Annotated in this window: 23 protein-coding genes; 8 read left to right on the forward strand and 15 right to left on the reverse strand. The window is 71.2% G+C overall.

Annotation, left to right across the window (positions count from 1 at the left end; translation table 11 throughout):
- Positions 1-124 precede the first annotated feature (124 nt).
- Positions 125-976, reverse strand: a complete 852-nt coding sequence (locus ACZ6S0_RS30860; protein WP_465922822.1) for a tRNA (adenine-N1)-methyltransferase — start codon at positions 974-976, stop codon at positions 125-127.
- A gap of 55 nt (positions 977-1,031) precedes the next feature.
- On the opposite strand from ACZ6S0_RS30860, the gene ACZ6S0_RS30865 reads away from it, so the two are divergent.
- Together ACZ6S0_RS30865 and ACZ6S0_RS30870 are read left to right on the forward strand one after the other, a co-directional pair.
- On the forward strand, positions 1,032-2,189 hold the full coding sequence (locus ACZ6S0_RS30865; protein WP_465922823.1) for a GNAT family N-acetyltransferase: 1,158 nt from the start codon (positions 1,032-1,034) through the stop codon (positions 2,187-2,189).
- A gap of 383 nt (positions 2,190-2,572) precedes the next feature.
- A complete protein-coding gene (locus tag ACZ6S0_RS30870; protein WP_465922824.1) occupies positions 2,573-3,430 on the forward strand; it encodes an SDR family oxidoreductase in 858 nt (285 codons plus the stop codon).
- Positions 3,431-3,576: 146 nt separating this feature from the next.
- Here the strand turns inward: ACZ6S0_RS30870 and ACZ6S0_RS30875 are convergent, their stop codons facing one another.
- Together ACZ6S0_RS30875 and ACZ6S0_RS30880 are read right to left on the reverse strand one after the other, a co-directional pair.
- Positions 3,577-5,121 carry an FHA domain-containing protein gene (locus ACZ6S0_RS30875; protein ID WP_465922825.1) on the reverse strand — a complete coding sequence of 515 codons (1,545 nt, stop codon included), beginning with the start codon at positions 5,119-5,121 and terminating at the stop codon, positions 3,577-3,579.
- 341 nt (positions 5,122-5,462) lie between these two features.
- The gene (locus tag ACZ6S0_RS30880; protein ID WP_465922826.1) at positions 5,463-6,599 is read right to left on the reverse strand and encodes a site-2 protease family protein; all 1,137 of its coding nucleotides are present in this window, start codon (positions 6,597-6,599) and stop codon (positions 5,463-5,465) included.
- 115 nt (positions 6,600-6,714) lie between these two features.
- Here ACZ6S0_RS30880 and ACZ6S0_RS30885 point away from each other — a divergent pair, with 115 nt between their 5' ends.
- From ACZ6S0_RS30885 to ACZ6S0_RS30895, 3 genes are all read left to right on the forward strand, one after another.
- Entirely contained in the window at positions 6,715-7,575 is an 861-nt protein-coding gene (locus ACZ6S0_RS30885; protein WP_465922827.1) for a RecB family exonuclease, read from the forward strand.
- Positions 7,576-7,673: 98 nt separating this feature from the next.
- Positions 7,674-8,939, forward strand: coding sequence for a sensor histidine kinase (locus ACZ6S0_RS30890; RefSeq protein WP_465922828.1), 1,266 nt, complete (start codon positions 7,674-7,676; stop codon positions 8,937-8,939).
- Positions 8,936-9,619, forward strand: a complete 684-nt coding sequence (locus ACZ6S0_RS30895; protein WP_465922829.1) for a response regulator — start codon at positions 8,936-8,938, stop codon at positions 9,617-9,619. The genes ACZ6S0_RS30890 and ACZ6S0_RS30895 overlap by 4 nt, the downstream gene beginning before the upstream one ends.
- Positions 9,620-9,704: 85 nt before the next feature.
- Here ACZ6S0_RS30895 and ACZ6S0_RS30900 read toward each other — a convergent pair whose 3' ends face one another.
- The 8 genes from ACZ6S0_RS30900 to metH form a co-directional block, all read right to left on the reverse strand.
- The gene (locus ACZ6S0_RS30900; protein WP_465922830.1) at positions 9,705-10,730 is read right to left on the reverse strand and encodes an ABC transporter ATP-binding protein; all 1,026 of its coding nucleotides are present in this window, start codon (positions 10,728-10,730) and stop codon (positions 9,705-9,707) included.
- Positions 10,727-11,752 (reverse strand): ABC transporter ATP-binding protein, encoded by a 1,026-nt coding sequence (locus tag ACZ6S0_RS30905; protein WP_465922831.1) that lies wholly within the window; start codon positions 11,750-11,752, stop codon positions 10,727-10,729. The genes ACZ6S0_RS30900 and ACZ6S0_RS30905 overlap by 4 nt, the downstream gene beginning before the upstream one ends.
- Positions 11,749-12,762 carry an ABC transporter permease gene (locus tag ACZ6S0_RS30910; RefSeq protein ID WP_465922959.1) on the reverse strand — a complete coding sequence of 338 codons (1,014 nt, stop codon included), beginning with the start codon at positions 12,760-12,762 and terminating at the stop codon, positions 11,749-11,751. Before ACZ6S0_RS30910 ends, ACZ6S0_RS30905 begins: the two co-directional genes overlap by 4 nt.
- 86 nt (positions 12,763-12,848) lie before the next feature.
- Positions 12,849-14,615 (reverse strand): ABC transporter substrate-binding protein, encoded by a 1,767-nt coding sequence (locus ACZ6S0_RS30915; RefSeq protein ID WP_465922832.1) that lies wholly within the window; start codon positions 14,613-14,615, stop codon positions 12,849-12,851.
- A gap of 50 nt (positions 14,616-14,665) precedes the next feature.
- On the reverse strand, positions 14,666-15,658 hold the full coding sequence (locus ACZ6S0_RS30920; RefSeq protein WP_465922833.1) for an ABC transporter permease: 993 nt from the start codon (positions 15,656-15,658) through the stop codon (positions 14,666-14,668).
- A gap of 237 nt (positions 15,659-15,895) precedes the next feature.
- Positions 15,896-16,420, reverse strand: coding sequence for a cellulose synthase (locus tag ACZ6S0_RS30925; RefSeq protein WP_465922834.1), 525 nt, complete (start codon positions 16,418-16,420; stop codon positions 15,896-15,898).
- A 116-nt stretch (positions 16,421-16,536) separates the two neighbouring features.
- Positions 16,537-17,181 carry an HAD family hydrolase gene (locus tag ACZ6S0_RS30930; RefSeq protein ID WP_465922835.1) on the reverse strand — a complete coding sequence of 215 codons (645 nt, stop codon included), beginning with the start codon at positions 17,179-17,181 and terminating at the stop codon, positions 16,537-16,539.
- A gap of 193 nt (positions 17,182-17,374) precedes the next feature.
- Positions 17,375-20,842, reverse strand: a complete 3,468-nt coding sequence (gene metH / locus ACZ6S0_RS30935; protein ID WP_465922836.1) for a methionine synthase — start codon at positions 20,840-20,842, stop codon at positions 17,375-17,377.
- A gap of 417 nt (positions 20,843-21,259) precedes the next feature.
- Between metH and ACZ6S0_RS30940 the strand changes: the two genes are divergently transcribed.
- Both ACZ6S0_RS30940 and ACZ6S0_RS30945 read left to right on the forward strand, forming a co-directional pair.
- Positions 21,260-22,114 (forward strand): PAC2 family protein, encoded by an 855-nt coding sequence (locus ACZ6S0_RS30940; RefSeq protein WP_344895776.1) that lies wholly within the window; start codon positions 21,260-21,262, stop codon positions 22,112-22,114.
- Positions 22,115-22,623: 509 nt separating this feature from the next.
- Positions 22,624-22,947 (forward strand): TetR/AcrR family transcriptional regulator C-terminal domain-containing protein, encoded by a 324-nt coding sequence (locus ACZ6S0_RS30945; RefSeq protein WP_465922837.1) that lies wholly within the window; start codon positions 22,624-22,626, stop codon positions 22,945-22,947.
- Positions 22,948-22,966: 19 nt separating this feature from the next.
- Here the strand turns inward: ACZ6S0_RS30945 and ACZ6S0_RS30950 are convergent, their stop codons facing one another.
- Together ACZ6S0_RS30950 and ACZ6S0_RS30955 are read right to left on the reverse strand one after the other, a co-directional pair.
- The gene (locus tag ACZ6S0_RS30950; protein WP_465922838.1) at positions 22,967-23,683 is read right to left on the reverse strand and encodes a sirohydrochlorin chelatase; all 717 of its coding nucleotides are present in this window, start codon (positions 23,681-23,683) and stop codon (positions 22,967-22,969) included.
- Positions 23,680-24,849 (reverse strand): uroporphyrinogen-III synthase, encoded by a 1,170-nt coding sequence (locus ACZ6S0_RS30955; RefSeq protein WP_465922839.1) that lies wholly within the window; start codon positions 24,847-24,849, stop codon positions 23,680-23,682. Before ACZ6S0_RS30955 ends, ACZ6S0_RS30950 begins: the two co-directional genes overlap by 4 nt.
- Before the next feature lie 258 nt (positions 24,850-25,107).
- Here ACZ6S0_RS30955 and ACZ6S0_RS30960 point away from each other — a divergent pair, with 258 nt between their 5' ends.
- Positions 25,108-25,620, forward strand: coding sequence for a peptide deformylase (locus ACZ6S0_RS30960; RefSeq protein ID WP_465922840.1), 513 nt, complete (start codon positions 25,108-25,110; stop codon positions 25,618-25,620).
- Here ACZ6S0_RS30960 and ACZ6S0_RS30965 read toward each other — a convergent pair.
- Positions 25,559-25,843, reverse strand: a complete 285-nt coding sequence (locus ACZ6S0_RS30965; RefSeq protein WP_465922841.1) for a WhiB family transcriptional regulator — start codon at positions 25,841-25,843, stop codon at positions 25,559-25,561. The two genes, ACZ6S0_RS30960 and ACZ6S0_RS30965, sit on opposite strands and share 62 nt — an antisense overlap.
- Positions 25,844-25,898: 55 nt before the next feature.
- Complete coding sequence (locus ACZ6S0_RS30970; RefSeq protein ID WP_344895758.1) at positions 25,899-26,492, reverse strand: D-glycero-alpha-D-manno-heptose-1,7-bisphosphate 7-phosphatase; 594 nt, start codon at positions 26,490-26,492, stop codon at positions 25,899-25,901.
- Positions 26,493-26,508 lie beyond the last annotated feature (16 nt).

Raw genomic sequence — 26,508 nt, forward strand, 5'->3', positions numbered from 1 at the left:
GTGTTCGTCGAGTGACATCCAGTATTCGTTGAATAATCCTCAATAGTGCGTTTAATACTCCCAGCAGCCGAACACGGCGATCTGTTCCCGTGTCACGCACGAGCGCACCCTCGTGGCCAAATTGTCATAGTTCTTCGGTGGTCCCCTTCGGTCGTCGACGGCGCGGCGGCGGGGTCACGCCGTCGGCCATGCGGCGGGCGGTGACCAGGAACCCGGTGTGGCCGATCATCCGGTGATCGGGCCGCACGGCGAGCCCTTCCACATGCCAGTCGCGAACCAGGGTCTCCCACGCATGCGGCTCGGTGAAACACCCATGATCGCGAATGGCCTCGACCGTCTTGGACATCTGCGTCGTCGTAGCCACATAACAGCAGATCACGCCGCCGGGGGTGAGCGCCTTGGCCGCCGCGTCGACACACTCCCAGGGGGCGAGCATGTCGAGGATGACGCGGTCGACGTCGATCTCGTCGATGGAGGCCACCAGGTCGCCGACGACCAGGCGCCAGTTGTCGTCCATGGGTCCGCCGTAGAACTTCTCCACGTTCTTGCGCGCGACGTCGGCGAACTCCTGGCGGCGCTCGTAGGACGTGACGTGCCCTTCGGGGCCGACCGCGCGCAGCAGGAAGCACGTCAGCGCGCCGGAGCCGACACCGGCCTCGACGACGCGGGCCCCGGGGAAGACGTCGGCCATGCCGACGATCATCGAGGCGTCCTTGGGATAGATGACGGCCGCCCCGCGCGGCATGGCCAGCGTGTAGTCCTGCAGCAGATGCCGGAAGGCGAGGTATTGGGTGCCGCCGGAGGAGCGCACGACGGAGCCCTCGGGCTGCCCGATCAGGTCGCTGTGCGGGATGGCGCCCTTGTGGGTGTGGAAGACGCCGTCCTCTTTGAGCGTGATCGTGTGGCGCTTGTTCTTGGGGTCGGTGAGCTGCACCTGATCACCCACCTGGAAAGGCCCATGCCTGCGGAAACCCATGGCGGCAAGGGTATAGGGCTTTCACGTGCGTCCGGACGCGCGATATCTATGGGGGATGCTCCCGCGCGACGTGATCTCGACCGGCTCCCTGATCCTTCGGCCCCCGGCGAAAGCCGACGCCGAGGCGATCGTGAAGATGTGCGACGACCCGGTGACGGCCCGGTTCATGCCGCTGCTGCCGCGTCCCTACACCCGGGAACACGCGCTCGCCTACGTCAAGGACGCCGCGGCCACGTGGCACGACGGCGGCGCCGAGTACACGATCACTCAGGACGGGCGGTTCGCCGGCTCGATCGGGGTGCGCCCGCCGGACCACTGGGGCGTGACGGAGCTGGGCTACGTGGTGGCGCCGTGGGCGCGGGGCGGGGGGCTGGCCGCGACGGCGGCGCGCGGGGTGACCGACTGGCTGTTCGACCAGGGGGTGCGCCGGGTCGAGCTGCAGGCCGAGGTGGAGAACGTGGCGAGCCTGCTGGTGGCGTTGAGAGCGGGTTTCCGCGAGGAGGGGCGGCGGCGGGACGCCAAGCGGCTGCGGGACGGGCGGTTCGCCGACTTCGTGATGTTCGGCAGGCTGCGCGGGGAGGGGGTGGAGCGGGTCGAGCCGTACCTGCCGTTCTTCGAGGACGGGGAGCTGGGCGACGGCGTGGTGCGGCTGACGCCGATGGCGGCCGGGGACGCCGAGGACTACCACCGGATGATGAGCGACCCCAGCGTGGCGGCGTACGCGGTGACTCCGGCCACGACGCTGGAGGACGACGAGCGGCGCTGCCGCTGCACCGGCTACTGGTGGGTGTCGGGCCAGCGGGTGGAGCTGGCGGTCAGGGACGCGGCGTCCGGGGCGTTCGCCGGGCACGTGCAGCTCGTACAGGTGGCGCCGACGCTGGGGCAGGCGATGATCGGCTACTCGCTGGCGCCGTCCTTCCGTGGCAGGGGGTTCATGACGCGGGCGGTCCGGCTGCTGGTGGAGTGGGCGTTCTCGAGCACGCCGCTGCACCGGATCGTGGCGGGGACCGACGCGGGCAACACGGCCTCGCAGGCGGTGCTGGAACGGGCCGGGTTCCTGCGGGAGGGCCTGCACCGGGAGCTGTTGCCCAAGCCGGACGGGAGCCGGGCGGACGACGTGCAGTGGGCCGTGCTGCGCCCGTCGGGCAGGACCGGGAACGGAGCCGTGCGGGCAGCGGGCCGGGATCCTCGGCACGGGGCGGCCGGGGCCTGACCGGCCCCTTCGAGCCGGGCCGCATCCAGGTGATGCGGACGTCCGGTTGGGGCCCGAATCCTCGCCGGGGACGCGATTCCACGCCGCCCCTTTCCGAAAGGTCTTCCCCATTTCCGGGCCGAACAAGATATACCTAGAATTTCCGGAAATGGCCCGCCGACGAGCGCCTCCCGAACGCCGCCGAGGCTGGAACGGCAAGCCCGCCCCAGACAGACCGGCACGGTCGGACCGGCCCAGACGGATCCCGCACGGGCAGACCGTCCCAGACGGATCCGGCACAGGCGGAGCGGTGCGGGCGGACCGGTGCGGGCGGACCGGTGCGCGGGCATTGTGACGGAGACGGCAGGCACTGCGGGAGCGCCTGAGCGGTAGCGTGCCGTTCCGTGCGGATTCTCATCGTGGGCGGGAGTGGGTTCCTGGGCGGCGAGTTGGTCCGGTTGTGCGTCGAGCGAGGTCATGACGTGGGGGCGACCCATCTGTCCCGGCCCGGCGGTCACCCGCGCGCCGAATGGCTCCCGATGGACGTGCGTTCACGCGACGACGTGCTCTCCGTGCTCGGCGCGTTCCGGCCCGAGGTGACGATCAACGCCGCCTACCGTCAGGCCGACTGGGCGACCACGGCGGACGGCGCGGCGCACGTGGCCGCGGCGGTCGCGCGGGCGGGCGGGCGGCTGGTGCACGTCTCCAGCGACGCCGTCTTCTCCGGCGACGCGCCCCGGTACGACGAGACGTGCCCGCCCGACCCGGTCACCCCGTACGGGGCGGCCAAGGCGGCGGCCGAGACCGCCGTACGGGCCCTGCTGCCCCGCTCCGCGATCGCCAGGACCTCGCTGATCATCGGGGACGGCGGCTCACCCCACGAGGCGCTGGTGCGCTCTCTGGCCTCGCGTTCCGGCCCGGCCGCCCAGCCCGGCGGGGCGGGCGCGAGCGGCCCGGTGTTGTTCACGGACGACGTGCGCTGCCCCGTACACGTCGGCGACCTGGCGGCGGCGCTGCTGGAGGTGGCCGTGCGGGAGCTGTCCGGCGTGCGGCACGTGGCGGGGGCCGACGCGCTGACCCGGTACGAGCTGGGCGTGCTGATCGCCCGCAGGGACGGCCTGGACCCCGCGCGCCTGCCCTCGGGACGCCGGGCCGACGCCGGGGTGCCGGGCCCACTGGAGGTGCGCCTGGACTGCACGGCCACGCAACGGTCCCTGACGACCCGCCTCCGCGGCGCCCACGAGTTCCTCACACCCGTGTGACGCGCCCCCGACGGCGACGGCCCACGTGACGACACCACCGGCCGACACCACCGGACGGCGTGCCAAGGCGAGCACCAGCGCGCCAAGGCGCGCGCCAGGCCCTCGGCGTCTTGGGCGCGGGCCGGGGCGGACGTCAGCGCGTCAGGCTAGCCCCGGTGCGCCTCGAAGCGGAGGGTCCGGGAGACCCCCACGCGCACGGTGGTGCCGGGTGCGATCGTGACGGGCTCGTTGGGCGGGATGTCGTAGAAGTTCGGGTCGCCGGGCGGCTGGATCTGGGTGCCGTTGACCGAGCCCAGGTCCACCAGGTTGACGTCCCAGCCGTCGAGCGCGACCCGCAGGTGGCGGCGCGAGACCGAGCCGTCGGGGCTGGTGACCTTGGCGGGCCTGGCGGTGCCCCCTGCCACCTCCGGCGCGCGCTCGGGGTCGCGCCCCAGCAGGTAGTCGCTCTCCAGGGGCAGCGCCGTGCCGTCGTCGAGGATGAGGACGCCGAGCGAGGGCCGCGGGCCCTTGTAGGGGACGAGGGTGCGCTGCACCAGGGCGATGCCGCAGACCGCGCAGTAGGGCACGCGGGGGTCGTTGAAGTGGTCGTTCTTGCAGTCGACCCCGTAGACCAGCGGGCGGTCGCCGTGCTGCTCCTGCTGCTGCTCCTGCTGGGGCGGCGGGCCGGGGTGGTCGAAGTGGTCGGGCTGGCCGAGCAGCGGCGGCGCGGGCTGGTCGTAGTGGTCGGGCGGGCCCAGGTGCTGCGGGACCTGCGGGTCAGGGGCGCCGTTGCCGGCGGGGAGCGGCTCGTCGTAGGAGGGGAACTGCTGCTCGGACAGGGACGCGGGCTGCTCCGTCGGGGGCGGGAACGAAGGCTCGTGCGGCGGCGGATAAGGCGGCTCGTGCGAGGGCTGGAACGAGGGCTCGTGCGGCGGCGGGTAGGGCGGCTCGTGCGGCGGGTAAGGGGGCTCGTGCGGCGGCGGGTAAGAGGGCTCCGGCGGCGTGAGGTAGGAGGGCTGCTCCTGCGGGGGGAGGAAGGGCGGCGGCTCCATGGCCGGCGGCGCGGGCTGCGGGCCCGAGGCGGGGCCGGGGACGGCCGGGGGCTGGTCGGCCAGCGGGTAGGGGGGCCGCTCGACGGGTGGCTGCGCCGGCGGCTGGATCAGGTCGGCCTCGAGGTGGAAGGCGGTGGCGGCCATCTCGCTGGTCAACGGCCTGGACGGGGCGGAGGCGGCCGCGGGCCGGTCGGTGAAGTCGCCGACGAGGCCGCCGCCGTGCACGATGCCGCCCTCCAAACGGACCGCGGGGTGCGGGCTGCCCGCGCCGGGCAGGCTCAGCTCGACGCTTTCGACGGGGCCGCTGACCAGCCGGTCGGCCCAGGTCAGGGAGTCACTGCCGGCCAGCCGCGTCTGGCCCGCGGAGGTGCCGATGGTGGCCGCGGCGGACCCGCTCACCAGGACGGCGACGCCGCCGCCGACGGGACCGGCGACCGCGCACGTGACGGGGTCGCCCGCCATGTTGGCCGCCAGCACCTGCGCGGCGCGGCGGGCCAGCGCCCGGCCGTCGCCGCCGGAGGCGGCCGTCTCGCGCAGCGCCCCCAGCAGGTCGTCGGCGGCCGACTCGGCCGAGTCGCACACCAGCAGCAGCCCACCCACGTAGGCGACCAGCCCGTTTCCAGGAAGCGGACGCACCACTCCGAAGCCCTGGCCGGTCATGAGTCCTCCCTCATGACGACCGTGCTGCGCTCATTGGTGCCCTCGCTGCGCTCGGTCACTCAACTCTCCTCCCCGGAAACCGGCGGTATTACGGCACCCGCACTGCCGTGCCGGTCACCAGCCATACGCATACCCAGACGACGAGGCCGTGTCGCGGCCCCCTCATCTCGATTCGATGAACCGGTCGACCGCAACAAACCCCTCAACTGTGCAAGTTTGGCCAAACAGCACACTATCGGCCAGTCACCGCATATCAGAAATCGCCGATGCCGGCCCCGGCAGACCCGAATCCGCTGGGCACGACCCTATCCATGGCCTGCCGCTTAAACGAGTGGGACTTTTCAGACCCCGGTGAAAACCCTGTTCACATCGGCCGTGGCGAGCACTCCGAAGATCTGTCCGCCGCTTTCCACCAGCAGATATTCGCTGCCCGGCGCCTCGCGCATGGCGTCGATGAGCGGCTCGCCCACGAGGTCGGCGTCGAGCACCATGGCGGGCTCGATCGACTTGGCCATGGAGCCGACGTTCACCCAGGGACGGCGGTGCTCGGGGGTGGCCTGGACGGCGGCCTCGTTGACGATGGCCAGCGGCCTGCCCTCGTGGTCGACGACGACCAGCGCGCCCGCGCCCCGCTCGGCGGCCTGGCGCAGCGCCTCGGCCAGGGGCGTCTCCGCGGTCACCGGGATGGCCCTGCGCGCCAGGGCGCGGGCGTTGACCTGCGGGATCCGCTGCCGGATCTTGGCGATGCGCAGCGACTGGGTGGCCCCCATCCAGATGAACGACGCCAGCACCAGCGGCCACACCAGGTCGAAGGGATTGAACTCGCGCCCGCTCGTCAGCGCGGTCGCCAGCGGGAAGACCACCAGCAGCGCCGCCAGCACCCGCCCGCCCCAGGCCGCCACGATCGTGCCGGAGCCGGGGCTGCCGCTCACCTTCCACACCCCGGCGCGCAGCATCCGGCCGCCGTCGAGCGGCAGCCCCGGCAGCAGGTTGAACACGCCGACGATGAGGTTGGCGAACCAGAGCTGCCAGGTGAGCACCTCGAGGATGCCGCCGTCGTTGATCACGAAGATGTCGAGGATCAGGCCCAGCCCGGCCAGCCCCAGCGAGAGCGCGGGCCCCGCCGCGGCGACCATGAACTCCTTGCCCGGCGTGGGCGGCTCCTTCTCGATCTCCGACACGCCGCCCAGGAGATAGAGGGTGATCCTGCGGACCGGCAGCCCGTACGCCTTGGCCAGCACGCTGTGGGCCAGCTCGTGCAGCAGCACCGAGACGTACAGCAGCACGGCGAACACGAACGCCACCGCGTAGGCGGCGAAGTCGTCGAGATGGGGCAGCATGGCCCGCATCTGGGGGCCGAACATCACGGTGATGAAGGCCGCCACCAGGAACCATGTCCACGAGACGTACACCGGAATGCCGAACGGCTTCCCCATCCGAAGACCGGAGAACTCCTGCCGCGGGCTCTGCTCGCTCACCGCACTCCTTGAACGTCCATTACGTGCTGTTGCTGCCTTGATGCTACGCGCCCGATCACGTGATCCTCGTCCCGCAGAGGTTATTCTGTCGGCGTCTTGACCTAGAGTGCGGTGCATGACGTTGACCGAACCGGTGATCATCGGAGCTCTCTCCCCCTCCCGGGCGGGCGATTTCATGACGTGTCCGCTGCTCTATCGCTTCCGGGTGATCGATCAGCTCCCGGAGCAGCCCTCGCAGGCGGCGGTGCGCGGCACGGTGGTCCACGCGGTGCTGGAGCGCCTCTACGATCTGCCCGCGCCGCGCCGTTCGGTCGAGGCGGCGCTGGAGCTGCTGGAGCCGCAGTGGGAGCGGCTGCTGGCCGACGACCCGCAATACGCGCGGATGTTCGCCGACGACGGCGAGCGGGCCGAGTGGCTGGGCCAGGCGCGGGCCATGCTGGAGCGCTACTTCACGCTGGAGGACCCGACGCGGCTGGAGCCGGCCGAGCGCGAGCTCTACGTGGAGGCGGTGCTCGACGGAGGGCTGCTGCTGCGGGGCTACGTCGACCGGCTCGACGTGGCGCCGACCGGCGAGGTCCGGGTGGTCGACTACAAGACGGGCAGCGCGCCGGGGCCCGACTTCGAGGCCAAGGCGCTGTTCCAGATGAAGTTCTACGCGCTGGTGCTGTGGCGGCTGCGCGGGCGGGTGCCGCGGCTGCTGCAGCTCGTCTATCTCGGCGGGCAGGGCGAGGTCCTGCGCTACGCGCCCGACGAGGCCGACCTGCTGGCCACCGAGCGCAAGGTGATGGCGCTGTGGGCGGCGATCGAGCGGTCGCTGGAGACGGGCGAGTGGCGGGCCCGGCGCAGCCGCCTGTGCGACTGGTGCGACCACCAGGCCCTGTGCCCGGAGTTCGGCGGCACCCCGCCGCCGGTGCCCGACCGCCAGCCCGGCGACACGCTGCGCGGCAGCCGTCGATCGGCCACGGACGAGCTCTGACGCGCCGCGGTCGCACGGCCACGGAGCGGGGCGCCGATCGGCGGTTATCCTCCCGAGGGAGGAGGTTACGGGCTCTCACCTGGTCTTACAGTGAAGCCGTGCGCATAGATCGGAGCAGGCTCCACGACACGGTGCTGGCCGGGGTGGTGGCGGCGGCCTCCGTGGCGCTGTTCGTGCTCTACGGGCCCGATCGCCTGCAGGCCGAGGGCGTGCCGGTCGAGGGCATGCGGCCGCCCGACCCGTTCGGCGCGCTGCTGCTGGTGCTGGCCTGCGCGCCGCTGGCCGTGCGCCGCCGCTGGCCGCTGGCGGCGATGTGCGCGGGGCTGGTGCCCGAGACGCTGCTCAACGCGATGGGCTACGGCACTGGCGTGTCCAGCCTGTCCGGCATGGTGCTGCTGTACTCGGTGGCCTCCTACCGAGGGCTGGCGATCTCGCTGGTTGCGCTGGTGCTGACGCTGATCGCCTTCGTGACGGGCGCGGCGGGCGGCCCGGCCGGGGCGGCGAGCTGGAACGAGTACGTGGTCGTGGCCGTCGTCATGGTGGCCGTGTGGGGCGCGGGCCGGAGCCTGCGGCTGCGCCGGGCCTACCTGGAGGAGCTGAGAGACCGGGCGGCGCGGCTGGAACGGGCGCACGCGGCCGACACGCGGGCGGCGCGGGCCGAGGAGCGTTCACGGATCGCCCGCGAGCTGCACGACGTGGTGGCCCACCACGTGAGCGTGATGACGGTGCAGGCCGCGGCGGCGCGGCGGGTGCTGGCCGCCGATCCCGACCTGGCGCGCGAGGCGCTGTCGGCGATCGAGCACACGGGGCGGCTGGCGATGGCGGAGATGCGCAACATCGTGGGCGTGCTGCGTACCGACAGCAGGCCGGGAGCGCGGGCCGAGCTGGGCCCGCAGCCAGGCATGCGGGACCTGCCGGCGCTGGTGGAACAGATGCGGGAGGCGGGGCTGGCGACGCGGCTGCAGGTGGAGGGTGAGCCGCTGTCGCTGCCCGCGGGGGTGGACCTGGCCGCGTACCGGCTGGTCCAGGAGGGGCTGACCAACAGCCTGCGGCACGCGGGGGCCGGGGCGAAGGCCGTGGTGACGGTCCGGCACGAGCCGCACGAGCTGGACGTACGGGTGGAGGACGACGGCAGGGGCACGGCGCCCGGCCCGCAGTCCGCCCCGCAGCCCACCCCGCAGCCCGCAGCGCACGGCTGGGCCGACGGCTGGGACGCGGTCCAGGAGCCCGCGCTGCCGCCGGGGCACGGTTTGCTGGGCATTCGCGAACGGGTGGCCCTCTATGGTGGAATCCTGAACATCGGTCCGCTACCGGGGGGCGGTTTCGAAGTGCGGGCGAGGTTCCCGTTGAAGGACGGCCAATGACGATCAGAGTGCTGCTCGTGGACGACCAGCCGCTGCTGCGCACCGGGTTCCGCCTGATCCTGGAGGCCGAGCCCGACATCACGGTGGTGGGCCAGGCAGGAGACGGAAAAGACGCGCAGGAGCAGACCAGGGCGCTGCTGCCCGACGTGGTGCTGATGGACATCCGGATGCCCGGCGTCGACGGCATCGAGGCGACCCGCAGGATCGTGCGCGAGGCGGCGCCCACCGCGCACGTGCCGAAGGTGCTGGTGCTGACCACGTTCGACCTCGACGAGTACATCGTGGAGGCGCTGCGCGCGGGCGCTTCCGGGTTCCTGCTGAAGGACGTGCCGCCCGACGAGCTGGTGCAGGCCATCCGCGTGGTGGCGGCGGGCGACGCGATCGTGGCGCCGAGCGTGACGCGGCGGCTGCTCGACCGGTTCTCCACGCGGCTGCCGTCGGCGTACGAGCAGGCGGCCCCCGCGCGGCTCGACCGGCTCACCGAGCGGGAGCTGGAGGTGCTCCGGCTCATCGCCAAGGGCATGTCGAACGCGGAGATCGCGGCCAAGCTCGTGGTGAGCGAGACGACGGTCAAGACGCACGTCGGCAACGTGCTCACCAAGCTGGGGCTGCGTGACCGGGTGCAGGCCGTGGTGCTGGCCTACGAGACCGGGCTCATCACCCCCGGAGCCATTTCCTAGCAGACCCTCACGACAGCCCGGTTCGCGGCAGGCCAGGGCGCCGCCGCCCGCCGTTCTCGTTCGGTGGCGGGCGGCGCGCCGCCGGTCAGCCGGCCTCGGCCTGGGCGGCGGCGGTGGACACCTCGGGGGCGTTCTCCGGGAAGTGGCAGGCCACCTGGTGGCCGTCGGCCCGCGTTTCCAGCGGCGGCTCCACCGTCTTGCAGATCTCCTGCGCCTTCCAGCAGCGCGTGTGGAAGCGGCAGGCGGGCGGCGGGTTGAGCGGGCTGGGCACGTCGCCGGTCAGCCGGATGCGGTCGCGGTCCTTGCGGGCCTTCGGGTCGGGCACGGGCACGGCCGACATCAGCGCGTTGGTGTACGGGTGCATGGGCGAGCTGTACAGCCGCTTGCGGTCGGCGATCTCGACGATCTTGCCCAGGTACATGACGGCGACCCGGTCGCTGATGTGCCGCACCACCGACAGGTCGTGGGCGATCACGACGTAGGTCAGGTCCAGCTCGGTCTGCAGGTCCTCCAGCAGGTTGACGACCTGGGCCTGGATGGACACGTCGAGCGCGGAGACCGGCTCGTCGGCGATGATCAGCTTGGGCTTGAGCGCGAGCGTGCGGGCGATGCCGATGCGCTGGCGCTGCCCGCCGGAGAACTCGTGCGGGTAGCGGTTGTAGTGCTCGGGGTTGAGCCCGACCACTTCGAGAATGTCCTGGACGGCCTTCTTGACGCCGTGCTCGGTCCGCACGCCCTGGATCCGGAAGGGCGCGCCGACGATGGCGCCGACCGTGTGGCGCGGGTTGAGCGACGAGTACGGGTCCTGGAAGATCATCTGCATGTCGCGCCGGAGCGGCCGGAGCCGGCCCTGGCCCATGTGCGTGATGTCCTGGCCCTCGAAGAGGATCTTGCCGCCGGTGGGCTCCAGCAGCCGCGTCACCAGCCGTCCCGTGGTGGACTTGCCGCAGCCCGACTCCCCCACCAGCCCGAGCGTCTCGCCCTTGAACACGTCGAAACTGATCCCGTCGACCGCCTTGACGGCGCCGACCTGCCTTTTGAGCAGGCCCTTCGTCACGGGAAAGTGCTTCTCCACGTTCTGCACGGAAAGAAGCGGCTCGTTGTCACTCACTGGGTCTCCAGCACTGGCTTGATCTCGTTCTGCCACAGATCCTGCCGTTCGCTTCTGGTCAGATGGCAGCGCACCAGGTGGCCACCCTCGGTCTCGGCGAGGGCCGGCACCTCGGTTCCCGCCTTGCCCTCGGTGCGCTCGGCGTACGGGCAGCGGGGGTGGAAGGCACAGCCCTGCGGCACGTTGATCAGGGACGGCGGCGAGCCCTTGATCGGCATGAGCCGCTCGGTGGGCTCGCGGTCGAGGCGCGGCATCGAGCCCAGCAGGCCCCAGGTGTAGGGGTGCTCGGGCCGGTAGAAGAGGTCGTCGGCGGTGCCGTACTCGACGCACTTGCCGGCGTACATGACGAGGATGTCGTTGGACAGCTCGGCCACCACGCCCAGGTCGTGCGTGATGACGATCAGCGCCGAGTTGAACTCGCGCTGCAGGTCGCGCATCAGGTCGAGGATCTGCGCCTGCACGGTCACGTCGAGCGCGGTGGTCGGCTCGTCGGCGATGAGCAGCTCGGGGTCGCACGACAGCGCCATCGCGATCATGGCGCGCTGCCGCATGCCGCCGGAGAACTCGTGCGGGTAGCTGTCGACTCGCCTGCCCGGCTCGGGGATGCCGACCCGGCCGAGCATGTCGACGGCGTGCTTGCGGGCCACCTGCTTGGAGACGTTGTTGTGGATCCGGTACGCCTCGATGATCTGGTGACCGACCGTGTAGTACGGGTGCATCGACGACAGCGGATCCTGGAAGATCATCGCCATCTTCTTGCCCCGCAGCCCGCGTACGTGCTCGCCGGAGGCGCCGATGAGCTCCTCCCCGTCGAGCCAGATCTCCCCGGAGATCCGCGCGCTGCTGCCCTTGTGCAGGCCGAGCACGCCGAGGCTGGTCACGCTCTTGCCGGAGCCCGACTCGCCCACGATGCCCAGGGTCTTGCCGCGCTCGACGCCGAACGACAGGCCGTCGACGGACTTGACCAGGCCGTCGTCGGTCGGGAAATGGATCTTCAGGTCCTTGACCTCAAGGAAGCTCACGACAACCTCACCCTCGGGTCGACGACGGCGTACAGCAGGTCGACGATCAGGCTCGCCACGACCACGAATCCGGCGGCGACCAGCACGACGCCCATGACCTGTGGCAGGTCCTGGTTCCTGATGGCCAGGATGGCGAACTGGCCCAGCCCGGGCAGAGTATAGGTGGTCTCGGTGAGCACGGCGCCGCCGATCAGCAGGCCGAAGTCGATGCCGAAGAGGGTCAGGATCGGGGTGAGCGCGGCGCGCAGGCCGTGCTTGACCACGACCTGGTTCTCGCGCAGGCCCTTGGCCCTGGCGGTGCGGATGTAGTCCTCCCCCATGGTCTCCAGCATCCCGGCCCGGGTGAGACGCGCGTAGCCGGCGGCGAACAGGAAGGCCAGCGTGATCCACGGCAGCAGCAGGTTGTAGGCCCACTGCGCGGGATTGGCGGTGAAGTCGGTCCACGCGCCGCCCGGCGGCGTCCAGCCCAGCCCGTAGCTGAAGACGACCAGCGAGATCATGCCGGTGAAGAAGATGGGCAGCGAGACGCCGGCCAGCGCGGTGCCCATCGAGAGCCGGTCGAACAGGCTGCCCCTGCGCAGCGCCGAGATCACTCCCACGCCCACTCCGGCCACGACCCAGATGAAGGCCGCGCCGATGGCCAGGGAGAACGTCACCGGCATCCGGTCCACCAGGTCCGGCCAGACGGGCTGGCCGCTGAGGAAGGAGTAGCCGAAGCACGGTGCCGGGCACTGTTCGACGCCGGCGCCGTAGTCGTACGTGGCGCCGGTGAAGATGCCCTTGACGAACCTGCCGTACTGCACGATCACCGGGTCGTTGAAGCCCAGCCGCTCCGCCACCAGATGGACGGTCTCCGGCGTGGCCGCACGCCCGACATATCGCGACGCCATGGCCTCCGGCGTCGCGCCGGCCCACTGGGGGACGACGAAGAAGATGCCGAACGTGACCATGCTGATCACGATGAGCATGGCGAATGCGCCGATCAGACGCCTGATGATGTATGTGACCACCGCTACCGGCCGAGTGGCCCGCCCGCCGCGCGGGCGGGCCACTCCTGCCTTCACCTGCCTTCGCTAGATCCCCGAACCTCGCCTGGTCACTCGACGCCGAGCAAGATGTAGTCGTACATGCTCTGGCCCTCGTTGTAGGCGACGTTCGTCACGCCCTGTCCGCGCATGAGCAGCGACTTGGCCCACACCACCGGAAGGATGGAGGCGTCCTCCATGACCTTCTTGTCGACGTCGACCCAGAGCTTGGCGCGGGCGGCGGTGTCGAGCTCGGCCGAGGCCTGGTCGATCAGCTTGTCGACCTCGGGGTTCTTGACACTCAGGTTGTAGTTGCCCGCGTCGCGGATGGTACGGCTGTCCACGATGGCCTGCATGAAGCCGTAACCGTCGGGCCAGTCGGAGCCCCAGCCGTGACCGGCCAGGCCGATGCCGTTCTTCTTGACGTAGTCGACGTTGCCGGCGTAGTCGGAGAAGTAGCTGGAGGCCGGGAAGCCCTTGAGGTCGAGCTTGATGTTGACCTTGGCCAGCGCCTGCTGCATCGCCTCGGCCAGCGCCTTCTCACGCGGACGGTCGGAGCGGAAGGCCATGGTGGTGGAGAACCCGTTGGGCTGCCCGCAGGCGGTCAGCGCCTCCTTGGCCTTGGTCACGTCGCCCTTGTTCTCGGGCGTGGTGTACAGGTCGAACTTCTCCTGGCCGACGATGGGGGGCGGCATGACGTTGGTGGCGATGTCGCCGCCGGCCAGCGGGCCTCCGTAGGCGGTCTGGTTGGCGACGCGGTCGGCGGCCCACATCACGGCCTTGCGGCAGTCGACGTTGTCCAGCGGGGGCGTGTCGGGGATGACCGAGACGTACCAGAGCCTGGGGATGGTCGGGTTGTCCGTACGGGCCTTCAGCGCCGGGTCGGGCAGCACCTTGCCGAGCGCGGCCGGCTGCATGCCGGTGCCCGGGATGTCGAGCTGGATGGCACCGGAGATGAGCTGGTTGTCCAGGTCGTCGGCGTTGACGTTGAGCTGGACCTCGACCCTGTCCGGCAGCGCCGGGCGGTTCGGGTCGGTCGCCGGGTCCCAGTTCTCGTTGCGGACGAGCGTGAAGCGCTTGCCGATCTCGTTCGTCTCGAACTTGTACGGGCCGGAGGAGACGACCTTCTCCTTGTACTTCGCGCCCGTGTCCTTGGCCTGCGGCACCGGGGCCGTCATCGGCATCTGGACGACGTAGTCCATGGACGCGAACGGCTTCTTCAGGTGGAAGACCACCGTGCTGTCGTCGGTCGCCTCGACGGCGGCCTTGTAGTCGACGTCGGGGGTCTCGTAGACGCCCTTGAAGTCCTCCGGCCAGGCGAGCAGCTCGTTGAGGTAGGAGGGGCCGTGCGTGAACGTCTTCTTGTCCCACGACCGCGCCACCGCGTACGCCACGTCCTTGGCGGTGATCGGGCTGCCGTCCTCGAACTTCAGGCCGCTCTTGAGCTTGTACGTCCAGGTCTTGCCGTCGGGGCTGGCCTGGCCGAGCCCTTCCGCCAGGTCGGGGATGACGGTGTTGCCCTCGGGGCCGGGCCCCGGCTTGTACATCGTCAGCGTCCGCCAGTAGAGGCGGCCGAAGTTGAACGAGTAGCCGTAGTACGTGTCAGCCGGGTCGAGGCTGTCCCAGTCGGAGGAGTGGGCCGCCTTGAGCGTCCCGCCCTTCTTCGTGGACGGGTTGTACACCTGGGTCAGGGCGGAGTTGAACGCGGGTTGCGCGCCCGCGCCGCCGGAGGCCGACTGGGCGGGCTGCTGCGGTGTGCCGCCACCTCCGCCACAGGCGGAGAGCACTAGAGCGAGCGCCGCTGTCGCGACCCCTGCCAGTGCGGTTTTCCTTCTCATTGACTAACCCCTTGGTTGGTGTGATGCGGGGGATGAAACGTTCGCGGAACTCAGCGCGCGCGCGGGTCGAAGGCGTCCCTCAACCCGTCGCCGAACAGGTTGAACGCGAGGACGGTGATGAAGATCGCCAGCCCGGGGAAGAGCACGAAGTGGGGCAGCGTGTAGAAGCGGACCGCCTCGGAGAGCATGCCACCCCAGGTCGGGGTGGGCGGGTTGATGCCGACGCCGAGGAACGAGAGCGCGGCCTCGAAGAGGATGTTGGTCGGGATCAGCAGGGTCGAGTACACCAGGATCGGCGCCATGAGGTTCGGCAGCACCTCGCGGAAGAGGATGTAGCCGTTGCGCGCTCCCAGGCTCTTGGCCGCGTCCACGAACTCGCGTTCGCGCAGCGACAGCGTCTGGCCGCGGACGATGCGGCCGATGCTGGGCCAACTGAAGAAGCCGATGATGAAGATCAGCATCGCGATGCGCAGGCCGTTGCCCTCCAGCCCGAACCCCTCGTCAGGGATGACGCCGGCCAGCGCGATCGCGAAGACCAGCAACGGGAAGGCGAGGAAGACGTCCATGAGCCGGCCGATGACCTGGTCGACCCAGCCGCCGAAGTAGCCGGCGATGACGCCCAGTGTGGTGCCGATGATGACGGACACGATCGTGGCCAGGAAGCCGATCAGCAACGAGATCCAGGCGCCGGCCACGATCCGGCTGAAGATGTCGCGCCCGTTGACCGGCTCGACGCCGAGCAGGTAGTCGCCGCTCACGCCGCCGAAGGTGCCCTTGGGCAGGAGCGTGTTCTGGTCGATCTGGTCCTGGTGGAACTCCAGGGGCGGGTGACCGAACGCGGAGATGATGGGCGAGGAGAACACCGCCAACAGGATCAGTAGCACGACGACGACGCCGCCGCCGAGAGCGATCTTGTCGCGGCGCAGCCGCATCCAGGCGATCCGGGTGAGCGACCGGCCCTGGATGGCCTTGCCCGCTCCCGCGAGCACAGACTCCGGTCGCGCTTCTGCGGTGGAACCGGAAACGTCTAGCGGTGCGGTCATGCCGAATAGCCCCCTGCTGCCGAACGACGCTGTCTATTGCGTACTGACTTTAGACCGCGGGACGCGACCTCAGGAGGCAGAATCTATGGGCTGAGCTGCGCTGACTAGTCCCTCAGACCGCTATGTGGCTAATCTGTGATTGTTGCGAAACTCATTCGTATCGATCTTGAATGGAATGTCTAGGGTGCGTTCCGGTTCCGTCTCGGAACCGTGACACAAGCGCGTCAGGGGCTGGATTTAGCTGATGCCGCGGCGCTTGAGCAACTCCTCGATGTCGGCGAAATCGTCGTCGCCCTTACCCTGCTGCTTGGCGTTGACGGCGGGCTGCGGGCGGGTCGCCGCCGCGCCGCTCGCCGCCGGCCGGCCCGCCGCGGGCGCCTGGGGCGGCTGGCCCGCCGCCGGTCGCGCGGACCTCTCGGACGGCGTGTCGGCGTCCTTCCCGCGCCCGGCCGACAGCTTCCTGCCGCGGATCACCCCCGACACCACGAACAGCACCACCGACAGCCCCGCCAGCGCCACGCCCGCCCACACGCCGGGATTGAACACCAGGCCGGTCACGAACCCCACCACGGTCGTGCCGACGGTCCACAACGCCTGCAGCGCGCCGGTCAGAAAGGCCGCCAGGGGCAGCAGCGCCCAGGCGGTCACCCGCATGCCGGCGGCCGCGCCCCTGCGCCTGAAGGCCAGGAACGCCAGCACCAGACCGGCGATGCTCACCCCGGCGCACAGCGGCAACCAGGCGATCGTGTTGAAGGTGTCCATGTCGCAGCCCCCTCGTCGTGGCTTCCTGCACTCCATCCTGGCACGCGAAACCGCGCCCGCCCCTCCTCCGCGAGAACCACTTTCCCCCTAGGGGAGCCGTCTCGGGGGCTTTCGTCTCAGGAGTGCGCCAGGGCCCTCAGGTCCGCGACCGCGACCTCGGCCAGCGACGTGACCACCAGCCGTCCCGGCGCGGGCTCGATGGGCAGCAGGCTCGGCACGGCCACGACGGCGCAGCCCGCCGCGGTCGCGGCGGCCACGCCGTTCGGGGAGTCCTCCAGCACCACGCAGCGCACCGGCTCCACCCCGAGCAGCCGGGCGGCCGTCAGGTACGGCTCCGGGTCCGGCTTCGTCCGGGTGACGTCGTCGGCGGTGACCACGCAGTCGAAGCGGTCTCTGCCGACGCTCTTGAGCACCGCGTCGGCGATCTCCCTGAGCGAGGACGTGACCAGCCCCACCGGCACGCCCTCGTCCCGCAGCGCGTCGAGCAGCTCGGAGGCGCCCGGCAGGACAGGTACCCCGGCCGTCAGGCGCGCCACCATCCCGCTGATCATCCATTCGCGCACCACGGCGGGCCGCACGTCCGCGCCGGAGACGGCCAGCATGTAGTCGACCGTGCGCTCCATGGAGCCGCCGAGCAGGTGCACCTGGTGTTCGGGCGTCCACTCGGCGCCGAGCCTGGCCATCACCTCGGTCTCGATCTCCAGCCAGACGCGCTCGCTGTCCACCAGCAGGCCGTCCATGTCGAAGAAGACCGCTTCCATCCCTCTCCCCGATCGGTAGTGCATGTGTGTGATCCCTTATGTCATGGTGCCCGCCGCGCGTGAACGGCGGGCGAGCCCACCCCCGCCCGCCCGTGAACAGCGGCTATGACTCCCCGGCCCGGCTCGTGCGCCGGGGTGCACCGTTCCAGAGCCCGCGGGCGGGCGCGGCGGGGACGCCGCCCGGGACGGGTGGTCAGACGTTGAAGTATTTGGCCTCGGGGTGGTGGGCGACCAGGGCGGAGGTGGCCTGCTCGGGGTGGAGCTGGAACTCCTCCGACAGCGTCACCCCGATGCGCTCAGGGTCGAGCAGCTCGAACAGTTGCCGCTGGTCCTCCAGGTTCGGGCAGGCCGGGTAGCCGAAGGAGTAGCGGCAGCCCTGGATGTTGACCTTGAGCATGTCGTCCAGCGACTCCTCGCCGCCGATGCTCCACTCGGAGCGGACCCGGGCGTGCCAGTATTCGGCCAGCGCCTCCGTGAGCTGCACCGACAGGCCGTGCAGCTCCAGGTAGTCGCGGTAGGCGTCTTTGGCGAACAGCTCGGCCGTGGCCTCGGAGATCTTCGACCCCATGGTGGCCACCTGGAAGCCGACCACGTCGACCTCGCCGGAGTCTTTGGCGCGGAAGAAGTCGGACAGGCACAGGTGCCGGTCACGGCGCTGGCGCGGGAAGGTGAAGCGGGTGCGCTCGCCGCCGTCGTCGCCGAGGATGATCAGCGAGTCGCCGTCGGAGACGCACGGGAAGTAGCCGTAGACGACGGCCGCCTCCAGCAGGCCCTCGGTCTGCATGCGGTCGAGCCACATGCGCAGCCGCGGCCGGCCCTCGGTCTCGACCAGCTCCTCGTAGCCGGGGCCGTCGCCGCCCCTGGTGGGCTTGAGCCCCCACTGCCCGAGGAACAGGGCGCGTTCGTCGAGGTAGGCGGCGTAGTCGGCCAGCGGGATGCCCTTGACCACCCGGTCGCCGTGGAAGGGGGAGCGCGGCACCGGGTTGACGGTGGCCACGTCGGAGCGGGCGGGCAGCTCCGCGACGGGGGTGCGCTGGAGCACCGCGCCGGTCTTGACCCGCCGCTCGCGCAGCGGCGGCAGCGTCGCGCCGGCCACGCCGCGCTTGACGGCCATGAACGCGTCCATCAGCCGCAGCCCCTCGAACGCGTCGCGGGCGTAACGCACCTCGCCCTCGAACAGCTCGGCCAGGTCCTGCTCGACGTAGGCACGGGTCAGGGCGGCGCCGCCGAGCAGCACCGGATAGTGCTGCGACAGGCCCCTGGAGTTCATCTCCTCCAGGTTTTCCCTCATGATGACCGTCGACTTCACCAGCAGCCCCGACATGCCGATGACGTCGGCCCGCTGCTCGTCGGCGGCCTCCAGGATGGCCGAGACCGGCTGCTTGATGCCCAGGTTGACCACCTGGTAGCCGTTGTTGGACAGGATGATGTCGACGAGGTTCTTGCCGATGTCGTGCACGTCGCCCTTGACGGTGGCCAGCACGATGCGGCCCTTCGTCTCGCCCTCGACCCGGTCCATGTGGGGCTCGAGGTGGGCCACGGCGGTCTTCATCACCTCGGCCGACTGCAGCACGAAGGGAAGCTGCATCTGCCCGGACCCGAACAGCTCGCCGACCGTCTTCATGCCGTCGAGCAGCACGTCGTTGATGATCTCAAGGGCGGGCCGCTGGTCGAGCGCGGTGTCGAGGTCGGCCTCGAGGCCCTTCTTCTCGCCGTCGACGATGCGCCGCTTGAGCCGCTCCCACAGCGGCAGCGCGGCCAGTTCCTCGGCCTTGCCGGCGCGCAGGGCGGCGGCGTCGACTCCCTCGAACAGCTCCATGAACCGCTGCAGCGGGTCGTAGCCGTCGCGGCGGCGGTCGTAGACCATGTCGAGGGCGACCTGGCGCTGCTCGTCGGGGATGCGGGCCATCGGCAGGATCTTGGAGGCGTGCACGATGGCGGAGTCGAGCCCGGCGTTGACGCACTCGTTGAGGAAGACCGAGTTGAGCACCATGCGGGCGGCCGGGTTGAGGCCGAAGCTGATGTTGGACAGGCCCAGCGTGGTCTGCACGGCCGGGTAGCGGCGCTTCAGCTCGCGGATGGCCTCGATGGTCTCGACGCCGTCGCGCCTGGTCTCCTCCTGGCCGGTGGCGATGGGGAAGGTCAGGCAGTCGACGATGATGTCCTCGACGCGCATGCCCCAGTTGGCGGTCAGGTCCTCGACGAGGCGGGTGGCCACGCGCACCTTCCAGTCGGCGGTGCGGGCTTGGCCCTCCTCGTCGATGGTCAGGGCGACGACGGCCGCGCCGTGCTCGCTCACGAGCCGCATGATCTTCTGGAAGCGGGAGTCGGGGCCGTCGCCGTCCTCGTAGTTGACGGAGTTGACCGCGGCGCGCCCGCCGAGCATCTCGAGACCGGCCTGCAGCACCGCGGGCTCGGTGGAGTCGAGCATGATCGGCAGGGTGGAGGCGGTGGCGAAGCGGAAGGCCAGCTCCTTCATGTCGGCCACGCCGTCGCGGCCCACGTAGTCGACGCACAGGTCGAGCATGTGGGCGCCGTCGCGGGCCTGGTCGCGGGCCGTCTCGACGCAGTCGTCCCAGCGGCCCGCCAGCATGGCCTCGCGGAAGGCCTTGGAGCCGTTGGTGTTGCAGCGCTCGCCGATGGCCAGGTAGGAGGTGTCCTGGCGGAACGGGACGGTCTGGTAGAGCGAGGAGGCGCCCGGCTCGGGGCGGGGGCGGCGCTGGACCGGCTGGTTGCCGCGCACCCGCTCGACCACCTGGCGCAGGTGCTCGGGGGTGGTGCCGCAGCAACCGCCGACCAGGGACAAGCCGTAGTCGCGGGTGAAGGAGCCGTGGGCGTCGGCCAGCTCCGCCGCGGTGAGCGGGTAGTGGGCGCCGTCGGAGGTCAGCACGGGCAGACCGGCGTTGGGCATACAGGACAGCTTGAGCCGGGAGTGGCGGGCGAGATAGCGCAGGTGCTCGCTCATCTCGGCCGGGCCCGTCGCGCAGTTGAGGCCGATGATGTCGACGCCGAGCGGCTCGATCGCGGTCAGCGCGGCGCCGATCTCGGAGCCGAGCAGCATGGCGCCGTTGGTCTCGATCGTCACCTGCGCGATGATCGGGATGTCGCGGCCGGACGCCTCAGCGGCCCGCCTGGCGCCGATGACGGCGGCCTTGACCTGGAGCAGGTCCTGGCAGGTCTCGATGATCAGGGCGTCGGCGCCGCCCGCGATCAGGCCGGCGGCGTTGTCGCGGTAGGCGTCACGCAGACTCGCGTAGGGCAGGTGGCCCAGGGTGGGCAGCTTGGTGCCGGGGCCCATGGAGCCGAGCACGAAGCGCGGCTGGTCGGGCGTGGCCCAGCGGTCGGCCGACTCGCGGGCGATGCGGGCGCCGGCCTCGGAGTATTCGTAGACGCGGTCGGCGATGTCGTATTCGCCGAGCGCGGCCAGGTTGGCGCCGAAGGTGTTGGTCTCCACGCAGTCGACGCCGACGGCGAAGTAGGCGTCGTGGACGCCGCGCACGATGTCGGGCCGGGTGACGTTGAGCACCTCGTTGCAGCCCTCGTGCCCGTGGAAGTCGTCGAGCGTGGGGTCCTGCGCCTGGAGCATCGTGCCCATCGCCCCGTCGGCCACGATGACGCGCTGGGACAACACTTCTCGGAAGGACGGGGAGGAGATGCTCATGGGAAGAGCTTATCGGGTGCCGTTCGAACGCCGGTCGCGCGCGGCTCCGGCGCGGTTGGGCACGCTCCCGCGCCGATCTCCGCCGGACGTTGTTGTACGGAGTGTCAATTGTCGGGGCGAGTTCGCGTGCCGCGTAACCGGGTTTCCGCCCCACGCCCGGATGGGCAGACTTCCTCGCCCACCCGCGCGTACGCAGGCGGCGAGACCGCCCATCACCAGGCATTACTCTACAGAGTCAGACAAATTCGCACCCCCAGTGACCGTGCCGCGAGGGCCGGCGCGGAGGCCGCGAGACGGGCGGCAGGCGGGTACGCGCCGCGCGAAAGGAGCGCGGAGGGCGGTTCCGGGGGAGATCCGTGACGGTGACACCCCCTTACCGCATAGGCTTAGCGAGACGATGGAGAGAGGAGGCGACACGTGATAGAGCTCGAAGGGCTCCCCGAGCTCGTCGACCCGGTGCTCATCGCCGCGTTCGAGGGGTGGAACGACGCGGGCGAGGCCTCCAGCGGTGTGATCGCCCATCTCGAGTCCGCCTGGAAGGCCGAGCCGCTCGTCGCGCTCGACCCCGACGACTACTACGACTTCCAGGTGACCCGCCCCGTCGTCGAGATGCACGACGGGCTGACCCAGTCGATCGTCTGGCCGACGACGCGGCTGCTGCGCGCCCGCCCGCCGGGGCTCGAGCGCGACGTCGTGCTGCTGCGCGGCATCGAGCCCAACATGCGCTGGCGCTCGTTCTGCGCCGACATCATCTACATCTGCCGCGAGCTGGGCATCGAGCTGGCGGTCATGCTGGGCGCGCTGCTCAACGACTCGCCCCACACCCGCCCCGTGCCCATCCTGGGCGGCGCCACCGACGCCGGCCTGGCCCGCTCGACGAACCTGGAGCTGAGCCGCTACGAGGGCCCGACCGGGATCGTGGGGGTGCTGCAGCACGCGTTCGGGCAGGCGGGGCTCGACGCCATCTCGCTGTGGGCGTCGGTGCCGCACTACGTCGCCCAGCCGCCCAACCCGAAGGCCACGCTGGCGCTGCTGCGGCGGCTCGAGGACGTGCTGGAGATCCCGATGCCGCTGGGCGACCTCGACGAGGAGGCCAAGGCGTGGGAGCGCGGCGTCGACGAGCTGGCCTCGCAGGACAGCGAGGTGGCCGACTACGTCAAGGAGCTGGAGGAGCGGAAGGACGCCGCCGAGCTGCCCGAGGCGAGCGGCGACGCGATCGCGGCCGAGTTCGAGCGCTACCTGCGCCGCCGCGACCGCGACACCGACGGCTGACCCCAACGGCTGGCCCGCCCCCGACTGCCGGTCCGGCATCAGTCCGGCCCGACCCCGACTACCGGTCCGACCCGTTGTTGACACCGGTCCGACACTGACAGCCAACCTTCAGCAACCAAAGCCGAGCGCTTTTCGCGGTTTCGGGTAATAATCGGTGACCCGTACAAGATTACACCAAGCTGGGGCCCCAGATTAGCGGACGAGAACCCGCGAGCACCGCGGCTACGCATGTGATGCCTACTCAACCGACCGCGCACGTTAGGCACGCCATGGCGACATCCCACGTAGACCCGTACCACACGAGCCAGGACACTCGGCGGCGCGTCCTCGAGATGGCCGTCTCACTGAGGGAGGACCGCACCGGCGGTTCGGTGGACTACTTCCTCGCCCTGTTACAGGACCGGCTCCCCTCGTGGTTGAGCCTGCTCCACGATCTCTCCCGCCGCATCGGAAAAGGGTCTGTATCCGACAATCTTCTGCCAGTTGCACAAGCGGGTATTGACTACTACATGGACATACAAAGTGCCGCGCTTCCGGCCTTCACCTCTCCCAAGGTGACCGTCCGGTTCCGCCAGGCCGTCCGCGACAACGATCTCGGCCCCCGTACGGAGACCGCGCCGCTGGCCGCGTACCTCATGGCCGAGCAGGCGCTGGGCCGGGTGCGGTCCGACGCGGACCCGGAGGCGAGCGCGCGGCTGCTGGTGGCGGGCTGCTTCCACCGGGCCTACATCGAGATGTTCATGGGCGCCGACGCCGGGCCCGCCCGCGAGGCCAGCGCCCGCGAGATCATCCGGGAGCTGCGGCTGGAACCCGCCGTCGTCCGGCCCGCCTGATCCTCGCCCTCCGCGGGGGTCAGGCCCGGCGCAGGGCACGCGGCTCGGCGGCGGACCGGTGGCGGCGCACGGCCTCGTCGTAGCGGTGCCAGATCAGCGCGGCCACGTCCGGGTCGGCCCCCAGGGGCTCGCTGACCGGGCCCGCGCCGGCCGAGGCCAGCCGGTCGTGGAAGAAGCCGGGCGCCAGCACGTACGAGGCGATCGCCACCCGGGCGGCCGGTGTCGAGCCGAGCCGGTCCATCGCCTCCTCCAGCGACGGCGCCCCCGAGGCGGCGAAGGCGGCCGTCACCGGGCGCGCCAGGCGCACGGCGAGCAGGTGGGCGGCGGCGCGCACGTCGGCCAGGGCCGCGGGGTCGGACGAGCCCGCCGCGCCGAGCAGCACGGCGTCCGTGCCCCGCAGGCCCGCCCGCGCCAGCTTGCGCGCCAGGGCCGAGGTCAGCAGCCGGTGCGGCCCCAGCCAGCCGGCCACGATCGCGTCCCGGCGGTGCTCGGCGACGATCTCCGGCAGGTCGATGTGCGCGTGGTAGCCGCCCGCCAGCAGCAGCGGGACCACGACCACCGGGCCGCGCACCACGGGCAGCACCTCGGCCAGGAGCGGCGAGCTGATCTCCAGGTAGGCGAGTTCCACGCGGTGCCGGGGACGGGCCCCGGCGACCGTCTCCGCCAGCGCCGACAGGGTCCGCTCCCCCGCGGTGCTGCGCGTGCCGTGCGCGGCCAGGACGAGTGCGGGCCTCACCGCTCTTCCATCTCGTACCGGCAGGCCAGCCGGTAGCCCCGTTTGACGACCGTCTCGACGATCCCGCCGGAGCCGAGGGCGCGGCGCAGGCGGGTGATGGCCATCTCCACGGCGTGCTCGGCCGACTCGCGGGTGGCGCTGCCCGGCAGCACCGTACGCAGGTCGGCCCGCGACACCACGTGCCCCGGCTTGTCGGCCAGGCGCTTGAGCACCGCCATGGGGGCGGGCGGGAGCGGCCGCAGCTCGCCGTCCACGACGACGGCGTGGCCGCGGATCTCCAGCCGGTGCTCGCCCGCCATGAGCCGGGTGACGCCGTGCTCGGGCAGGTGCCGGGCCAGGGCGCGGGCCAGCGCGCCGAGCCGCGAGCGGTCGGGCTGCAACGTGGGAACGCCGCGCGAGGTCAGCGGGTCGGCGGTCACGGGCCCCACGCAGGCGGCCACCACCGTGTCGCCGAACGCGGCCAGCAGCGCGTCCTCCAACCCTTCCGCGCGGGCGGCGCCCAGCATGGCGTGCACGGCCGGCGCGCTGGTGAAGGCGACCGCGTCCACCGAGCCGGAGACGGTCTGGCTGATCAGGCGGCGCAGCGGCGAGATGTCGCGGTACGGCAGCCACCGGTAGACCGGGATCTCGATCACCTCCGCCCCGGCCTCGCGCAGCTCGGCCACGAACCCGTCGAGCGGCTCACCGTGCTGCTGCACCGCGATGCGCCGCCCGTCCAGGTCCTGGGCCAGCAGGTACTCCTTGACCTCCTGGCAGGACTCGGTGGCGGGCGTCCAGTGGTCGTTGAGCCCGGCGGCGCGCACCGCTCCCCTGGCCTTGGGGCCGCGGGTCAGCAGGCGGGCCTTCGACAGGTGCTCGCCCAGGTCGCCGGACAGGCCCCAGCCCTCGGCCGCGGCCATCCAGCCGCGAAAGCCCACGCCCGTGGTGACCACCACGTCGTCGAGCGGCTCCTCCAGGCTCCAGCGGGTGGCCGCGAGCAGGTCGGCGTCCTCGGCCAGGGGGACGAGGCGGATCGCGGGAGCGCTGACCACGCGGGCGCCGCGGCGCTCCAGCAGGGCCCCGAACTCCTCGCGCCGCCTCGTCGCGGTCACGCCGACGGTGAAGCCCGACAGTGCGTCGGGCGCGGTCTCCGGGGAAGGGCCGCTCTCCAGGGGTAGCGCACTCATGCCCGCACCTCCAGATGCTCAGGCCGTGGGCCGGACCGGTGGCCAGCCCGGGGGTGAGGCCGGGGGTCAGCCCGGGGGTCGGCGCCGCCTGGCCGGGCCCCGAGCACCCGGCCAGGCATCACAGGCGCGTGTGACGCAAGTGAGATCACCCTCCGATACTGCTTTCGGGTGGTTTCACCCCTGGGTCTCCCCTGTTACCGCTGTGCTACAAGGCAGGCCCCGCACGGTTGGCGGGACGCAACCGGGGAAATGGTCGTGGTGACGACGCCGCCTATCGGGGAGTTGCGGGTGACGGTCCGGCCCATACGCACGTTCGACGATCCGGTGCTCCGCTCGGTCGCGGCACCGGTCCAGGATTTCGACCGCGAGCTGCGGCAACTGGTCAAGTCGCTGACGGCCACGATGCGCGCGGGAGCCGGGCGCGCGGGGCTGGCGGCCCCGCAGATCGGGGAGCCGGTGCGGGTGGTGGTCTACTCCTACGACGGCAAGTCGGGCCATCTGGTCAATCCGCGTCTGGAGCTGTCGGAGCGGCGCGTCACGGCCGACGAGGCGTGCCTGTCGGCGCCCGGGCTGTGGTGGCCACTGGAACGTTCCTACATGGTCACCGCGCGTGGCCGTGACATGTTCGGCAAACCCGTGACCGTGCGGGCGCTGGGCGTGCTGGCGCGGGTGCTGCAGCACGAGGCCGACCACCTCGACGGCGTGCTGTTCAGTGACCACCTCGAAGCGGCCGAACGGGAACGCTTTCTCGCCGAGGCTCTGCCAGGCTGAGCTCACGCCGCTGGCCGGGGTCGGTGCCGCCCCAGACGCCGTACGCCTGCCTGGTGTCCAGCGCGTACTTCAGGCACGTCTCACGTACGGGGCAGCGTCCGCACACCTGCTTGGCCCGCTCGACCTGCGACTGGCTCGGCCCCTGCGTGGAGATCGGGAAGAACAGCTCCGGGTCCAGGCCGAGGCAGGCGGCCCTGCGGGTCCACTCGAGCATCATCGTCATGCTGTTCGCGCCTACCCACGCCTCCGGGCGTCATGCCTGGTGGGGCCGGTGATCCTCACCAGCGGCTCCACCCCAGGGCGCGGGTCCAGGGGGCGGAGACGACGGGCACCGGCCCGTCCGCGTCGTTCAGCACCCGGTCCACGACGCCGATCAGGTCCTCCGCGACCTCGGCGGCCTGCTGGATCTCCTCCTGCGGCGTCAGCGGGGTCGGGACCAGGATCCCCCTGGCCCCCGCGGCCCTGGCGGCGTCCATGTCGCGGCCGATGTCGCCCACGACCACGCAGTCACGGGGGCTGACGTCGAGCACGGCGGCGGCTCTGATGACGAGCCCGGGGGCGGGTTTGCGGCAGGTGCAGCCGTCGGTGTCGTCGTGCACGCAGATCGCCCACGCGTCGAACGGTCCGAGCAGCTCCTCCACCCTGGCGTTCACCTGGCCCATCTCGTCCGGCGACAGCAGGCCCTTGGCGATGCCCGACTGGTTGGTGACCACGGCCACGGGCACGTCGGCGCGTCTGAGTCTGGCCAGCGCCTCCACCGCGCCCGGCATGGGCTCGACGAGGCCCGGGTCGCCGTTGTACGGCACGTCCCTGATCAAGGTTCCGTCCCGGTCGAAGAGCACGGCGCCGGGTCGTCGCTTTTCGAACACCATTCACCTCCGTCGCGTG

The organism is Nonomuraea sp. NPDC051298 (assembly GCF_055586305.1).

Excerpts from the sequence above, each read along its gene's own strand:
- ACZ6S0_RS30860 (WP_465922822.1), bottom strand. The coding sequence starts at position 976 with ATGGGTTTCCGCAGGCATGGGCCTTTCCAGGTGGGTGATCAGGTGCAG.
- ACZ6S0_RS30865 (WP_465922823.1), top strand. The coding sequence starts at position 1,032 with ATGCTCCCGCGCGACGTGATCTCGACCGGCTCCCTGATCCTTCGGCCC.
- ACZ6S0_RS30875 (WP_465922825.1), bottom strand. The coding sequence starts at position 5,121 with ATGACCGGCCAGGGCTTCGGAGTGGTGCGTCCGCTTCCTGGAAACGGG.
- ACZ6S0_RS30885 (WP_465922827.1), top strand. The coding sequence starts at position 6,715 with ATGACGTTGACCGAACCGGTGATCATCGGAGCTCTCTCCCCCTCCCGG.
- ACZ6S0_RS30895 (WP_465922829.1), top strand. The coding sequence starts at position 8,936 with ATGACGATCAGAGTGCTGCTCGTGGACGACCAGCCGCTGCTGCGCACC.
- ACZ6S0_RS30915 (WP_465922832.1), bottom strand. The coding sequence starts at position 14,615 with ATGAGAAGGAAAACCGCACTGGCAGGGGTCGCGACAGCGGCGCTCGCT.
- ACZ6S0_RS30920 (WP_465922833.1), bottom strand. The coding sequence starts at position 15,658 with ATGACCGCACCGCTAGACGTTTCCGGTTCCACCGCAGAAGCGCGACCG.
- ACZ6S0_RS30925 (WP_465922834.1), bottom strand. The coding sequence starts at position 16,420 with ATGGACACCTTCAACACGATCGCCTGGTTGCCGCTGTGCGCCGGGGTG.
- ACZ6S0_RS30930 (WP_465922835.1), bottom strand. The coding sequence starts at position 17,181 with ATGGAAGCGGTCTTCTTCGACATGGACGGCCTGCTGGTGGACAGCGAG.
- metH (WP_465922836.1), bottom strand. The coding sequence starts at position 20,842 with ATGAGCATCTCCTCCCCGTCCTTCCGAGAAGTGTTGTCCCAGCGCGTC.
- ACZ6S0_RS30945 (WP_465922837.1), top strand. The coding sequence starts at position 22,624 with ATGGACATACAAAGTGCCGCGCTTCCGGCCTTCACCTCTCCCAAGGTG.
- ACZ6S0_RS30955 (WP_465922839.1), bottom strand. The coding sequence starts at position 24,849 with ATGAGTGCGCTACCCCTGGAGAGCGGCCCTTCCCCGGAGACCGCGCCC.
- ACZ6S0_RS30965 (WP_465922841.1), bottom strand. The coding sequence starts at position 25,843 with ATGACGATGATGCTCGAGTGGACCCGCAGGGCCGCCTGCCTCGGCCTG.
- ACZ6S0_RS30970 (WP_344895758.1), bottom strand. The coding sequence starts at position 26,492 with ATGGTGTTCGAAAAGCGACGACCCGGCGCCGTGCTCTTCGACCGGGAC.